Origin of the sequence: Kosakonia sp. BYX6 (genome assembly GCF_038449125.1) — a bacterium.
GTDB lineage: Bacteria > Pseudomonadota > Gammaproteobacteria > Enterobacterales > Enterobacteriaceae > Kosakonia > Kosakonia calanthes.
The window spans coordinates 2,641,921-2,655,559 of record NZ_CP151800.1 but is presented as its reverse complement, the minus strand read 5'-3'; the positions used below and the strand labels follow the sequence as shown (position 1 = coordinate 2,655,559).

The 13,639-nt window shown below is 55.1% G+C and carries 16 protein-coding genes; 9 read left to right on the top strand and 7 right to left on the bottom strand.

Translation table 11 applies throughout. The features are described 5' to 3' along the window. Positions 1–64: 64 nt before the first annotated feature. Together AAEY27_RS12415 and AAEY27_RS12410 are read right to left on the bottom strand one after the other, a co-directional pair. Entirely contained in the window at positions 65–1,159 is a 1,095-nt protein-coding gene (locus AAEY27_RS12415) for an alkene reductase (RefSeq protein WP_342320861.1), read from the bottom strand. A gap of 51 nt (positions 1,160–1,210) precedes the next feature. Beyond that, a complete protein-coding gene (locus tag AAEY27_RS12410; protein WP_342320860.1) occupies positions 1,211–1,810 on the bottom strand; it encodes a TetR/AcrR family transcriptional regulator in 600 nt (199 codons plus the stop codon). A gap of 120 nt (positions 1,811–1,930) precedes the next feature. Between AAEY27_RS12410 and AAEY27_RS12405 the strand changes: the two genes are divergently transcribed. The 3 genes from AAEY27_RS12405 (at position 1,931) to sodC (ending at position 3,715) form a co-directional block, all read left to right on the top strand. Then, positions 1,931–2,170 carry a DUF1289 domain-containing protein gene (locus tag AAEY27_RS12405; protein ID WP_342320859.1) on the top strand — a complete coding sequence of 80 codons (240 nt, stop codon included), beginning with the start codon at positions 1,931–1,933 and terminating at the stop codon, positions 2,168–2,170. Positions 2,171–2,218: 48 nt separating this feature from the next. Beyond that, on the top strand, positions 2,219–3,115 hold the full coding sequence (locus tag AAEY27_RS12400; RefSeq protein ID WP_342320857.1) for an aldo/keto reductase: 897 nt from the start codon (positions 2,219–2,221) through the stop codon (positions 3,113–3,115). 78 nt (positions 3,116–3,193) lie between these two features. Next, positions 3,194–3,715, top strand: coding sequence for a superoxide dismutase [Cu-Zn] SodC (gene sodC, locus AAEY27_RS12395; protein WP_342320856.1), 522 nt, complete (start codon positions 3,194–3,196; stop codon positions 3,713–3,715). Here sodC and AAEY27_RS12390 read toward each other — a convergent pair. From AAEY27_RS12390 to AAEY27_RS12380, 3 genes are read right to left on the bottom strand one after another with little or no spacing between them, the layout of a single operon-like run. After that, positions 3,708–5,732 carry an FUSC family protein gene (locus tag AAEY27_RS12390; RefSeq protein ID WP_342320855.1) on the bottom strand — a complete coding sequence of 675 codons (2,025 nt, stop codon included), beginning with the start codon at positions 5,730–5,732 and terminating at the stop codon, positions 3,708–3,710. The two genes, sodC and AAEY27_RS12390, sit on opposite strands and share 8 nt — an antisense overlap. Next, the gene (locus AAEY27_RS12385; RefSeq protein ID WP_342320854.1) at positions 5,732–6,592 is read right to left on the bottom strand and encodes an HlyD family secretion protein; all 861 of its coding nucleotides are present in this window, start codon (positions 6,590–6,592) and stop codon (positions 5,732–5,734) included. The genes AAEY27_RS12390 and AAEY27_RS12385 overlap by 1 nt, the downstream gene beginning before the upstream one ends. Next, entirely contained in the window at positions 6,583–6,831 is a 249-nt protein-coding gene (locus AAEY27_RS12380) for a DUF1656 domain-containing protein (protein ID WP_342320853.1), read from the bottom strand. The genes AAEY27_RS12385 and AAEY27_RS12380 overlap by 10 nt, the downstream gene beginning before the upstream one ends. Before the next feature lie 153 nt (positions 6,832–6,984). On the opposite strand from AAEY27_RS12380, the gene slyA reads away from it, so the two are divergent. Next, entirely contained in the window at positions 6,985–7,425 is a 441-nt protein-coding gene (gene slyA, locus AAEY27_RS12375) for a transcriptional regulator SlyA (RefSeq protein WP_342320852.1), read from the top strand. Positions 7,426–7,531: 106 nt separating this feature from the next. On the opposite strand, the gene slyB is transcribed toward slyA, so the two are convergent. Then, positions 7,532–7,999, bottom strand: coding sequence for an outer membrane lipoprotein SlyB (gene slyB, locus AAEY27_RS12370; RefSeq protein WP_342320851.1), 468 nt, complete (start codon positions 7,997–7,999; stop codon positions 7,532–7,534). Between the two features lie 283 nt (positions 8,000–8,282). Here slyB and anmK point away from each other — a divergent pair, with 283 nt between their 5' ends. The 5 genes from anmK to pdxY all read left to right on the top strand — a co-directional run bounded on the left by anmK (position 8,283) and on the right by pdxY (position 12,882). Beyond that, positions 8,283–9,407 carry an anhydro-N-acetylmuramic acid kinase gene (anmK, locus tag AAEY27_RS12365; protein WP_342325564.1) on the top strand — a complete coding sequence of 375 codons (1,125 nt, stop codon included), beginning with the start codon at positions 8,283–8,285 and terminating at the stop codon, positions 9,405–9,407. A gap of 93 nt (positions 9,408–9,500) precedes the next feature. Then, the gene (gene mliC / locus AAEY27_RS12360; protein WP_342320850.1) at positions 9,501–9,824 is read left to right on the top strand and encodes a C-type lysozyme inhibitor; all 324 of its coding nucleotides are present in this window, start codon (positions 9,501–9,503) and stop codon (positions 9,822–9,824) included. 56 nt (positions 9,825–9,880) lie between these two features. After that, complete coding sequence (gene pdxH / locus AAEY27_RS12355; protein ID WP_342320848.1) at positions 9,881–10,537, top strand: pyridoxamine 5'-phosphate oxidase; 657 nt, start codon at positions 9,881–9,883, stop codon at positions 10,535–10,537. A gap of 142 nt (positions 10,538–10,679) precedes the next feature. Continuing rightward, entirely contained in the window at positions 10,680–11,954 is a 1,275-nt protein-coding gene (tyrS, locus tag AAEY27_RS12350; protein WP_342320846.1) for a tyrosine--tRNA ligase, read from the top strand. A gap of 67 nt (positions 11,955–12,021) precedes the next feature. Beyond that, positions 12,022–12,882 (top strand): pyridoxal kinase PdxY, encoded by an 861-nt coding sequence (pdxY, locus tag AAEY27_RS12345; RefSeq protein WP_342320845.1) that lies wholly within the window; start codon positions 12,022–12,024, stop codon positions 12,880–12,882. A 75-nt stretch (positions 12,883–12,957) separates the two neighbouring features. Here the strand turns inward: pdxY and gstA are convergent, their stop codons facing one another. Continuing rightward, complete coding sequence (gene gstA / locus AAEY27_RS12340) at positions 12,958–13,563, bottom strand: glutathione transferase GstA (protein WP_342320844.1); 606 nt, start codon at positions 13,561–13,563, stop codon at positions 12,958–12,960. Positions 13,564–13,639: the final 76 nt, after the last annotated feature.

The following is a 13,639-nucleotide window of genomic DNA, read 5'->3' as shown; positions in this document are numbered from 1 at the left end:
TCGGTTCGAAACACCGTTAAGTATAGCGGCGGAACGCCGCCGCTATCAACGAACAATCAGAGGATCACAGAGAAGGGTAATCGGTATAGCCTTCCGCGCCGCCGCCGTAGAAACTTTCGGTGCGCTGCGGGTTCAGTTCTGCTTTCAACTGCAAGCGTTTTACCAGGTCCGGGTTGGCGATGTACGCACGGCCAAAGGCCACAGCGTCGATCAAACCTTTCTCGATAAGCTCTTCTGCTTTTTCAGGCGTGTAAGCACCGGCACCGATGATCGGACCGTGGAAACGCGCCCGCACTTTTTCACGGAAAGCGTCGGTGTACGGTTCGCCGCCAGCCCAGTCCGGTTCGGACATATGAAGATAAGCAATACCGCGTTTACCCAGTTCTTCAATCAGATACAACGCGTCCGCTTCTTCATTCGGGCCATTGTCGGTGTTCTGGAAAGCGCCGATCGGCGATACGCGAATACCAATGCGATCCGCACCCCATTCCGCACTTACCGCATCCACCACTTCCAGCACCAGACGCGCGCGGTTTTCAACGCTGCCACCGTACTGATCGGTACGATGGTTCGCGGACGGAGAGAGGAACTGGTGCAGTAAATAGCCATGGGCGGAGTGCAATTCGACCATGTCGAATCCGGCTTCACGGGCATTCGCCACCGCCTGGCGGAAATCATTCACGATACCCGGAATCTCTTCGGTTTCCAGCGCGCGCGGCATAGAGGTCTCTTCGCGAGTCGCATTACCGTTAGCATCACGCAGCGACGTGCGGGTGCCCGCGGCGATGGCCGATGGCGCAACCGGTGCGGCGCCGCCAGGTTGCAGGCTGCTATGAGAAATACGACCGGTATGCCAAAGCTGCACGGCGATATGGCCGTTTTCGCTATGCACCGCATCGGTGATTTTCTGCCATGCCGCGACTTGCTCGGCACTGTGCAAACCAGGCGCGCCGGCATAACCTTTCGCCTGGGCGGAAATCTGGGTAGCTTCGCTAATGATCAGACCAGAGCTGGCGCGCTGGCGATAATATTCAGCCATCAGTGGGGTGGGAATATCGCCTGGCTCAATGCTGCGTAAGCGGGTCAGGGGGGCCATCAGAACACGGTTTGGAACGGTAATCGCGCCAATTTTCAGCGGCGTAAACAACTTATTGGACATAACAACTCCTGAATAGACCGGTCGTCTAGTAAAAGGCCAAAAAAAAGCCTGCTAAGAAGCAGGTACTGCAAGAATGTGTTGAACGTGCGCCAGTGCGCTTTCCAGCGGCAAAGCACTGCGCGAAATTTTAGCCTGCAAATTGGCACCCAACCACAGAGCGTACAGCACCTGCGCCTGCGTTAGCGCATCACCGTTGAAAGCCAGGCTGTGATCCTTACGGCCTTGCTCCAGCGCTTTCGCGAGCAGGGCGATAATCCGGCTGGCGCCGTTATCAATCGCGGTGCGCATATCTTCTGAGAGATCGCAAACCTCCGCTGAAAGTTTAACGGTCAGACAGCCGCTGATAATGCCTTGCTGAGAAAACTGGTTCAGCGTCTCTTGATAATAGGCCAGCAGCCTGTCGCGCGATGTCCCCGGCCCGCTGGCGAAGTGGGTTGCCAGCCGCTGGTGATAAGCCGCATAGTGACGCTCAAGCATCGCCACACCGAAGGCTTCTTTAGAGCGAAAGTAATGGTAGAAAGAGCCTTTAGGCACTTCCGCCCGTTTCAACAATTCGCTCAGCCCCATGGCGGTAAACCCACGCTGCATGCAAAGTTGCTCGCCGGTTGCCATCAGGTGTTCACGTGTGTCGTATTCGGTGTGTTTGCGCATTGCGACACTTTACCTGCCATGGCTGCGGCTGACAATTGGCGAACAATGCGCTTTTACAGTTGCGCGTTGCTGCGAGGCAGTCTTCAATGAAGGGGAGTCGTTGCATTCGTGGAGACAACAGTGCCTGAACAACTGGAGTTTTTCCCCATCCAAAGCCCGTGCCGCGGAATCTGTCAGTCAGATGAGCGCGGTTTTTGCCGTGGCTGCATGCGCAGTCGCGATGAGCGCTTCAACTGGCAAACGATGGATGATGCGCAAAAGCAGGATGTTCTGCGCCTGTGCCGACTGCGCTGGCTGCGCAAAATGCGCGCAACGAAAGCAAACCCACCGGAAGAACCTCAGCAACCTTCACTGTTTTAATCGCAAAAATGGGTATACTCGGAACAAATTACTTTCGAGGAAACCATTATGGTTCAACGTATTGCCCTCACGCCGCAAGGCCCGGAGTTCTCTCGTTTTGTTATGGGTTACTGGCGTCTAATGGACTGGAATATGTCCCCACGCCAGCTGGTCAGTTTTATTGAATCCCACCTCGATCTCGGCGTGACCACGGTCGATCATGCCGATATCTACGGCGGTTATCAGTGCGAAGCCGCATTTGGTGAAGCCCTGAAACTGGCGCCGCAACTGCGCGAACGCATGGAGATTGTCAGCAAATGCGGCATCGCCACTACTGCCAAGCCGGAACATGCCATTGGTCACTACATTACCGAGCGCGACCACATTATTCGCAGCGCTGAACAGTCGCTGGTGAACCTTGCTATCGACCATCTCGATCTGCTGCTGATCCACCGCCCGGATCCGCTGATGAATGCGGACGAAGTGGCGGAGGCCTTTCTGCAACTGCACCAAAGCGGCAAAGTGCGCCACTTTGGTGTGTCTAACTTCACGCCGGCGCAGTTCTCGCTGTTGCAATCGCGTCTGCCGTTTACGCTGTCTACCAACCAGGTTGAGATTTCGCCGGTACACCAGCCGCTGCTGCTTGATGGCACGCTGGATCAACTGCAACAACTGCGAATCCGCCCGATGGCGTGGTCCTGCCTTGGCGGCGGGCGTCTGTTTAACGATCCGGCTTTCCAGCCGCTGCGTGACGAACTGGCGCTGGTTGCACAGGAACTCAATGCCGAAACCATCGAGCAAGTGGTGTATGCCTGGGTGATGCGTTTACCGTCCTCGCCGTTGCCGATTATTGGTTCTGGCAAAATTGAGCGCGTGCGCTCGGCGCTGGGGGCGCTGGCGTTGCAGATGACCCGCCAGCAGTGGTTCCGCATCCGCAAAGCTGCGCTGGGCTACGACGTGCCATAAGACTCTTTAGTGACCTCCCGGTGAAATCTTTTACTCTGGTTTAAACTTACAGGGCAAAAACAATCCGAAGGAGGTCATATGAAGCGTTTTAGTCTGGCAGTGCTGGCATTGCTTACCTGTGCAGGTGCGCAGGCCGCCAGTGAAGAAGTGGAGATGAACCTCGTCACCGCCCAGGGCGTGGGTCAGTCTGTGGGTAGCGTGAAAATCAGCGAAACCGACAAAGGGCTGGAGTTCGCCCCGGACCTGAAAGCCCTGCCGCCCGGCGAGCATGGCTTTCATGTTCACGCCAAAGGCAGTTGTCAGCCCGCCATGAAAGAGGGGAAAGCCTCTGCTGCTGAAGCGGCGGGCGGCCACCTCGATCCTCAACACACCGGCAAGCATGAAGGGCCGGAAGGTGTGGGGCACTTAGGTGACTTGCCGGTGCTGGTAGTGAATAACGATGGGAAAGCGACGGATGCCGTCGTCGCGCCACGGCTGAAAAAACTTGATGACGTAAAAGGCAAAGCGCTGATGGTGCACGTTGGCGGCGATAATATGTCCGATCAACCGAAACCGCTGGGCGGTGGGGGTGCGCGCTATGCCTGCGGAGTGATCAAGTAGTCTGTTCGCTAATCGTGCCTGGCGCGGGGGCTTGTTCCAACTGGGATAACGCGCAGTACAGCCGCCAGATAACCGAAGCCAGTTCGCGCGCGGCGGGTTGATGGTGTTTCCCCAATGCCATGTAAATTCGCTGTAGCTCTGACAGCGCGGCGCTCAGAGTTCGTTGCTGAACGCCGCGCTCACTCATCACATCCCGCAGTAATTCGATGCAAAGATCGCGCACTTTTACCAGCGGATCGGCGCGGATTTCCCAGTCGCGCAGCTGCCACACCACATGCGAGCAGTTGAGCAACACCACGCCCCAGCGCAACAACCAGCGCCGCGCTAATGCATCCTGGCTATGACTGAGTTGGCTGATGTGGTGATAGACCACCGATTCAAACTCATGCTCGCTGAGTTGCGGCACACGACTTAACTGATCTACGAAACTGCGGCGCAACGCGCGAATATGTCGGCGGCTTTTACGCGCATCCGATCCCGGACGTAGCACCGCGAAGGCGAGCCAGGCCAGCGCAACGCCAAGAATTTTTGCCAGGTCATCATTCAAAAAGTCAGCGAAGTCATACACCGGCGGATTTGTCACGGCGATAAACGAGCCCATAAAGACAATCAATTGCCCCCAAAGCCCGGCGCGTTTCGGCATCTGCAATTTCAGTAATTGCAAGGTGGTCAGCAAAGGGAATAAAAACAGCAAAAATAGCGCCAGTTCGCTGATTTGCACCATCAGACCAAACTTCACCACAAAACTAAAAATCGTTAGCAGCGTGAGGGTGCGCAGTAACAGGGTGAGGGAGTTAAACGGAGCCGGAGAGACGGAATACAGCACGCAACTGATCGCTGCCAGCGTCAAAGCGGCGGAACCATATTCCCACTGTGTGTTGATGCTCCATGCGCCCACCAGACTCAACGCGCAGAAGGTGCGGATGCCGCTCCATAACGCTTCGGCATTGTCGGTATAACGCATTAATGCCGGGCTGCGTGGCGGTGTTTCAACACTGACCGGTGACGCATTTTCCAGGCGCAACAGCCAACGGTGACTGGTGAGATATAAACGGCAGAAATAACGTAAGCGCTGCCAGAAAGCATGGTGGCGAAAATCATACGCATCTGTCGGCGCAAGTGGGGCGATAATGCGGGCGATGGTCAGCGCATCGGTGTGCGGCTGCGAAAGCCCGGCGAGCAGTTGTTCGAGCACTGGCCGCAAGTTTTGCGGGGCGTCCGGCCAGTTGAGCAGCATGCGGCGCAGGCTGGAAATAACGCTGGTCATACGCAGTTGCTGGTGCAGCAAATAGGTCAGCACGGTGTTCTGCCGACGAAAACGGTAATGGCTCCAGAAGGCCTGAATGCGCAGCAAATTGGTGGTAAGGATTTGGCCGATCACACTTTCATGGGCGGTTCGGATCGCGTCGGTGGTTTCCGGTTGCCAGAGTAGGCTGGCGTGCTCCAGCAGACGCGCGTGCATTTTTTTCAGCGCGGTGAGCAGCGTGGTGCCATCTGCCGTGCCGGGCAGGATCATCATCATCATGCCGCCGCAAAGTATCCCCAGAATAACTTCGCAAACTCGCGCCTGGGCGATATCCCACAGTTCCGTAATATCGGTGATATTGACCATCGCAAACGCAATGATCGCGGCGGTGTAGCCCGCCAGTTGGAAGGCATAAGCAACGTTGTTGGTGAACTGCGCGCAGGCCCAGGTGCAAAAGCCAATCCAGCCGGCCATGGCAAACAGAAACAGCCAGGGATCATTGAGCGTCTGCCCGGCGATAATCAGTGCCGCGCACGCACCGAGTAGGCTACCGGCAATCCGCCCCAGGCTTTTACTGATTACGCCGCCGACGGTGGGGAAACTGACCACTGCCGCTGACGTCATCGCCCAGTAGGGTTCGTCCAGATCGAGATAGTAGGCCACCGTGAGCGCCAGGCACATCGCAATACCGTTGCGCAGCGCATAGCGCCACTGGGCCGATGTCGCTTTTACCCACGGCAGGTTTTGCCACAGCCTGGCGGACGATTTCATTACTGGCCGCCAATCGCCACGGTGCAGGTGGTGCCGGATACCAGGGTTAAGTCCGCAGGTAATTTGTCGAACTGAATCCGCACCGGCACGCGTTGCGCGAGGCGCACCCACGGCACATTGGGTTTGATATCCGCGACCAGCCCGCTGTCGGTCTCGACACTCTGATCGTAAATCGCCCGGCCGATACTGGTGACGTGACCCTGTAACGTTACATCGCCGCTATAAAGCACAATTTTGGCCGTTGCACCTTCGTGAATATGGCGCAATTTGGTCTCTTCAAAATAACCCACCACATAAAACGAATGGCTGTCCACAAGGGCGAAAACCGGTTGTCCGGCGGTGGCGTAATTACCAGTGCGAACGGAGAGATTCGTCACCCAGCCATCCACTGGCGCTTTAATGCGGGTTTGCGTCAATTGCCATTTCGCCTGTTCCAGCTGTGCTTGCGCCACCGCCACGCCGGCCTGCGCCGCTTTTACACCAATATTGGCGGTATCAAGATCTTCGGCGGAGATGTAGTTTTGCGACAAATGCCTGCGACGATTTGCTTCATTGTTCGCTTTCGCCAGCTCAGTTTGCGCCCTGGCAAGTTGCGCTTCGGCGTTCAGCACTGCAATGCGATAGGGCGTGTCGTCGAGACGAAACAGGACATCGCCTGCTTTAACAAACTGATTGTCTCTTACTTCAAGGGACGTAATGCTGCCAGAGACCTGCGGCGTGATGCTGACTTGCTCGGCGCGGACTTTGCCATCCCGCGTCCAGGGCGACTGCATATAGAAGTTCCACATCCACCATGCGGCGAAAATCGCCACGGCCAGTACCAATAAAGTGGAAAAATATTTCAAGGATTTCAGACGCATAACCACCACACAATGAGCAAGCCGAGGGCGAGGCTCAGCGCAATAACAAACAGGGAAAGATCCATCAGGATGGGGTGCCAGATATCACCGGCGTAGATCCAGTCGCGAAGCAAACGGTGGGCGACGAGCCAGAACAGAAAACCGAGCAGGACGACTTTAAATAAGGGAGGAAAATATACCGATGCGCCAAAAATCAGGTCTTGCAAGGGCAAATCCGGGGAACTCGAAGTTAACTTCACACCTTTGTTTCCTGTACAGCCAAACTGAACACCCGCCGGGAATCGCTTCGGTGTAAGTGCTGGCGGAGAGCGCGATACATTTGTTTTGCCAATATAAATACTGCAAACTATTCTAAAATGAGTATAATAACTTAGCAAGCTAATTATAAGGAGATGAAATTGGAATCGCCATTAGGTTCTGATCTGGCACGCTTAGTGCGCGTCTGGCGCGCTTTGATTGACCATCGCCTAAAACCTCTGGAATTAACGCAGACTCACTGGGTAACGCTGCATAACATTCATCAGCTGCCGCCCGATCAGTCGCAAATTCAACTGGCAAAAGCGATTGGCATCGAGCAGCCTTCGCTGGTGCGTACGCTGGATCAACTGGAAGAGAAAGGCCTTATTTCTCGCCAGACTTGTGCTAGCGATCGCCGGGCAAAACGGATCAAATTAACCGAGAAAGCCTCCCCGATCATCGAAGAAATGGAAACAGTCATTCGCAAAACCCGGGGCGAAATTCTCGCCGGGATCTCTGCCGAAGAGCTGAATTTATTGACGAAGATGATTTCCCGGCTGGAACAAAACATCAGTGAATTGCAGTCGCGAGACTGACCCCAAAGGGCCTTGCATCAGCAAGGCTTTTTTATGCCTGCCGTCGGCAAAAGAAGTCTCTAAGAAGAGAATGTGGCCACCGAAAGTGACCACATTATGACAGCGTTTAGCGCGGGGAAACGGTGATCTGGCGGCCATTGCTCGCCATGACGACGCGCTGACCTGCGGCGAAGCGGGTGTTACCCTGTTTCTGCACCACCATAATGGTGTTGCCATCATCTTTACGGATTTCCAGCTCAACACCCTGGGTTTTATTCAGTGAGCCCTGAACGGACTGACCTGCCACACCACCAGCAACTGCGCCAGCCGCTGTTGCCAGCGAACGCCCCGTACCGCCGCCAACGGTGTTACCCAGGAAACCACCCAGCACCGCACCGCCAAGCGCACCGATAACATTATTGTCATCGCCGCCCTGAATTTGTACCGGACGGACGTTAACAATGGTGCCGTAAGTGACATTCTGCACCTGTTTTGCTTCGGATGCAGAATAGACGTCACCCGAAAGTGTGTCGTTATTAACACAACCAGCCAAAGTAAAACCAATCAGCGAAACTGCCAGTGCACGTAACATCATTTATGAATCTCCTGTTCACCATGAAACGCTCTTGCGAGCATCCGTCATGGTTAAATTATATGGCATTTTAGCGATGCCAGGTCGTATCTTCTGCCAAATCCTGGGCATTAGTATAAACAAACAGAGCTTAACCAGATTTAAACGGCGCGATTATAAGCGTAACAACCCACAATTTCACTTAAGTGAAATGTAGCGGATTGTTAAAAAGTGTTTGCTGTCGATGGCTTTACCTGGCGCTTTATGGTGGAGTGGGGCTTCTCTGTCACGCATTAAAGGAAAGCGTATGAAATCAGGTCGCTACATTGGAGTGATGTCAGGAACGAGTCTGGACGGTGTTGATGTGGTGCTGGCGGCAATTGATGAAACGATGGTCGCGCAACAGGCCAGTCTGACGTTTCCCATTCCGCTGCCGCTGAAAGAGGCGATTCTGAGCATCTGCCAGGGTCAACAACTGACGCTTTCGCAACTTGGCAGGCTGGATACGCAACTTGGCAAACTGTTTGCCGATGCGGTGTTGGCACTGATGGACAGAGAGCAATTGCACCCGGACGACATTGTGGCGATTGGTTGCCACGGGCAAACCGTCTGGCATGAGCCAACAGGGATTGCACCGCATACTCTGCAAATCGGGGATAATAACCAGATTGCTGCCCGTACCGGTGTGACGGTCGTGGGCGATTTTCGCCGCCGCGATATGGCGCTGGGCGGTCAGGGTGCGCCGCTGGTTCCGGCATTTCACCACGCACTGCTAGCACATCCGACAGAACGGCGCATGGTATTGAATATCGGCGGCATCGCCAATCTATCGCTGTTGATCCCGGGGCAACCGGTGCGCGGGTATGACACCGGGCCGGGCAATATGCTGATGGATGCGTGGATTTGGCGCAAAAAAGGCAAACCGTACGATCACGACGCGCAATGGGCCAGCGAAGGCAAGGTCGTGTTGCCGCTGCTGCAAAATATGCTGAGCGACCCTTATTTCGCTATGCCTGCGCCGAAAAGCACCGGCCGGGAATATTTCAATCTCGGTTGGCTGGAGCGCCATCTGGTGCATTTCCCGGCACTCTCTCCCAGTGATGTTCAGGCAACGCTGGTCGAACTGACGGCTGTAACTATTTCAGAACAGGTACTGCTCAGCGGTGGCTGCGAGCGTTTGCTGATTTGCGGTGGCGGTAGCCGTAATCCGCTCTTAATGGCGCGCCTGGCGGGGTTGCTGCCGGGTATTGAAGTGAGCACGACGGATGAAGCCGGTATTAGTGGCGATGATATGGAAGCGCTGGCGTTTGCCTGGCTGGCGTGGCGTACGCTGGCGGGGTTACCTGGAAATTTACCGTCGGTAACCGGTGCATCTGCGCCATCCGTGCTGGGGGCTATTTTCCCGGCGAACCCGCGGCAGAATCAGAGTTAACCGAGTTTCACTTTAGTGGTCGCCCGCTAGACTGACCAGGCTTAGGGAGAGCGCTTCGCTCTCCGTGACCAGGACCGTCCCGGGAAATACCACATGAAAAGACTGCTGATCGCCTGCCTGCCCGCGCTGCTTGCCGGGTGCAGTTATTACAATCAATTCGTTGAACGAATGAACACCGATACGCTGGAGTACCAGTGTGATGAAAAACCCCTGACCGTTAAACTCAATAATCCGCGCCAGCAAGTCAGTTTCGTCTGGGATGATAAGCTGCTGAACCTGCAACAAGGGTTGTCCGCTTCGGGCGCTCGCTATACTGATGGCGTCTACGTTTTTTGGTCAAAAGGCGACAGCGCCACGGTCTACAAGCGTGACCGCATCGTGCTGAATAACTGCCAGCTGCAAAATCCACAACGTTGAGATTTTCACAGGGGGGCGCATAATAGCTCTCCCTGATCACAACTTTCGCTAACGCCATGTCTGATAACGATCAATTGCAGCAAATCGCGCATTTGCGCCGTGAATACACCAAAGGTGGCCTGCGTCGCGGCGATCTTCCCGCAGAACCGTTGACACTGTTTGAGCGCTGGCTAGGCCAGGCCTGCGAAGCGAAACTCGCCGATCCGACTGCCATGGTGGTAGCGACGGTGGATGAGCACGGTCAGCCCTACCAACGCATTGTGTTACTTAAACATTATGACGAGAAAGGGCTGGTGTTTTACACCAACCTTGGTAGCCGCAAAGCGCACCACATCGAACATAATCCCGCCATCAGTTTGCTCTTCCCGTGGCATATGCTTGAGCGCCAGGTGATGGTTATCGGCAAAGCGGAGCGCCTGTCGACGCTGGACGTGGTGAAATATTTTCACAGCCGCCCGCGTGACAGCCAAATCGGCGCCTGGGTGTCGAAACAATCAAGCCGCATCTCCGCGCGCGGTGTGCTGGAGAGTAAGTTCCTTGAGCTGAAGCAGAAGTTCCAGCAGGGCGAGATTCCTTTGCCGAGTTTCTGGGGCGGTTATCGCGTCAGCATCGAGCAAATGGAGTTCTGGCAGGGCGGTGCCAATCGCCTGCATGATCGTTTTTTGTACCAGCGTGAAAACGACGCCTGGAAAATTGATCGTCTTGCCCCGTAATCCCTGAAAAATGTTGCTATAAGCGCTGGTGCTCCGTGGCCCGGCGCTTTATTCTATCTGCCCCCCCTGAAGTATCCTTTCGCATCTGGCGAAAAGTCGTGTACCGGCAAAGGTGCAGTCCGTTTTATACATGGAGAATTTGATGGCAAGCAGTAACTTGATTAAACAATTGCAAGAGCGGGGCCTTGTGGCTCAGGTGACGGATGAGGAAGCGTTAGCAGAGCGACTGGCGCAGGGGCCAATCGCGCTCTATTGCGGCTTCGATCCCACCGCTGACAGCTTGCATTTGGGGCATCTGGTTCCATTGTTATGCCTGAAACGCTTCCAGCAAGCTGGCCACAAGCCGGTTGCGCTGGTGGGTGGCGCTACAGGTCTTATCGGCGACCCGAGCTTTAAAGCCACCGAGCGTAAACTGAACACCGAGGACACCGTGCAGGAGTGGGTGGAAAAAATCCGCAAACAGGTTGCACCATTCCTCGATTTCGACTGCGGCGACAACTCCGCCATCGCGGCGAACAACTACGACTGGTTTGGCAGCATGAACGTGCTGACTTTCCTGCGCGATATCGGCAAACACTTCTCGGTTAACCAGATGATTAACCGAGAAGCGGTGAAACAGCGTCTGAACCGCGATGACGTGGGGATTTCCTTCACCGAGTTTTCCTACAACCTGCTGCAAGGTTATGACTTCGCCTGCCTGAACGAACTGCACGGCGTGGCATTGCAAATTGGCGGTTCGGATCAGTGGGGTAACATCACCTCCGGTATCGACCTGACCCGTCGTCTGCACCAGAACCAGGTCTTCGGTTTGACCGTTCCGCTAATCACCAAAGCCGACGGCACCAAATTTGGTAAAACCGAAGGCGGCGCAGTATGGCTGGATCCGAAGAAAACCAGTCCGTACAAGTTCTATCAGTTCTGGATTAATACCGCCGATGCCGATGTATATCGCTTCCTGAAATTCTTCACCTTTATGGACATCGCGGAAATTAACGCGCTGGAAGAAGAAGACAAGAACAGCGGTAAAGCGCCGCGCGCGCAGTATGTGCTGGCCGAGCAGGTGACGCGCCTGGTGCACGGCGAAGAAGGTCTTATCGCCGCGAAACGCATCACTGAAAGCCTGTTCAACGGAACACTGAGTGCGCTGAGCGAAGCGGATTTCGAACAGCTGGCGCAGGACGGCGTACCGATGGTTGAGATGGAAAAAGGCGCGGATCTGATGCAAGCGCTGGTGGATTCCGAGTTGCAGCCGTCACGTGGGCAGGCGCGCAAAACCATCGCTTCTAACGCGGTCACCATCAACGGTGAAAAACAGTCCGACCCGGAATATTTCTTCACCGACAGCGATCGTCTGTTTGGTCGCTACACGCTGCTGCGTCGCGGTAAGAAAAATTACTGTCTGGTTTGCTGGAAATAATTTAACGCTATCCCCAGGGAGTGAGAAATCACTCCCTTTTTATTGCCCGTTATTGCAAGGCTAAAAAATGAAAAACATTCTCGCCATTCAATCGCATGTAGTTTTTGGGCACGCGGGAAACAGTGCCGCCGAGTTCCCGATGCGCCGTCTTGGCGCAAACGTCTGGCCGTTAAATACGGTGCAATTTTCTAACCACACGCAATATGGCAAATGGACCGGCAGCGTGATGCCGCCAGAGCATCTGACGGAAATTGTGCAAGGCATCGCCGCCATTGACCAGCTCCAGCGCTGCGATGCGGTGCTGAGCGGTTATTTAGGTTCAGCAGAGCAGGGCGAGCATATTCTTGGCATCGTTCGCCAGGTAAAAGCCGCCAACCCGCAAGCCAAATATTTTTGCGATCCGGTGATGGGCCATCCTGAAAAAGGCTGTTTCGTTGCGCCGGGCGTTGCTGAGTTCCATCTGCGCTTCGCACTGCCCGCTAGCGATATTATTGCGCCGAACCTCGTGGAGCTTGAAATCCTCTGCGAACATACGGTTAACAATGTGCAGGAAGCCGTTGCCGCTGCGCGCGAGTTGATTGCTCAGGGGCCGCAAATTGTACTGGTGAAACATCTGGCGCGCGCCGGGTTAAGCGCCGATCGCTTTGAGATGTTGCTGGTGACGCCAGACGAAGCCTGGCATATCAGCCGTCCGCTGGTGGATTTTGGCCTGCGTCAGCCGGTGGGCGTTGGCGATGTCACCAGCGGGTTGCTGTTGGTGAAACTGTTGCAGGGCGCGAGCGTGCGAGAAGCGCTGGAGCATGTCACGGCGGCGGTGTATGAAATTATGCTGGCGACCAAAAACATGCACGAGTACGAGCTGCAAGTGGTGGCGGCGCAGGATCGTATCGCGCAACCCGAACATCTGTTTAGCGCTACGCAGTTGTAAGCAAGGCGGGAATTCCCGCCTTTTTCATGTAGACCTGCCGCGTAGGCCTGATAAGCGCAGCGCCATCAGGCAAAACTACGCAATCCCTTCCGCTGCCATTGCCGCAGCTACCGCCGGGCGTGCCGCAACGCGTGCCATGTAGGCATCAATATTCGTCAGTTCCGCCATATTCAGCTTCACTGCCCGCGCCCAGCGCAGCACGGTAAACAGGTAGCCATCGGCGATGGTGAAGTGCGCGCCGCTGATCCATTCGCTGTTGCTCAGGGATTCGTTAACGTATTGCAGCTTTTTCTCAAGCGCAGCACGAACGGACGGTTTGTACTCTTCCGGTGTATCCGGGCGGAAAAGTGGCGTGAAACCTTTGTGCAATTCGGTGGCGACAAAGTTCAGCCACTCCAGCGTCTTGTAGCGCGGCAACGTACCAACCGGCGCCAGCAGTTGGCTTTCCGGCGCGCTGTCAGCGACGTATTGCATGATCGCCACGCCTTCGGTAAGCAGCGTGTTGTCATTCAGTAACAGCGCGGGGATTTGTCCTTTCGGGTTGATGGCAAAAAAGTCATCGCCATTTTCCAGACGTTTTTTCATCAGATCGACGCTGACAAGGGCAATCTCTTTTTCGGTTTCGCGCAGTGCGATGTGGGAGGCAAGGGAGCAGGCACCAGGTTTGTAAAACAGTTTCATCTACGTTTCCTTTTGATTAATTTCCGACATAGGTTAGTACGTGGTGGAATAAAAAAAAAGCCGCTAACTTGCGTTA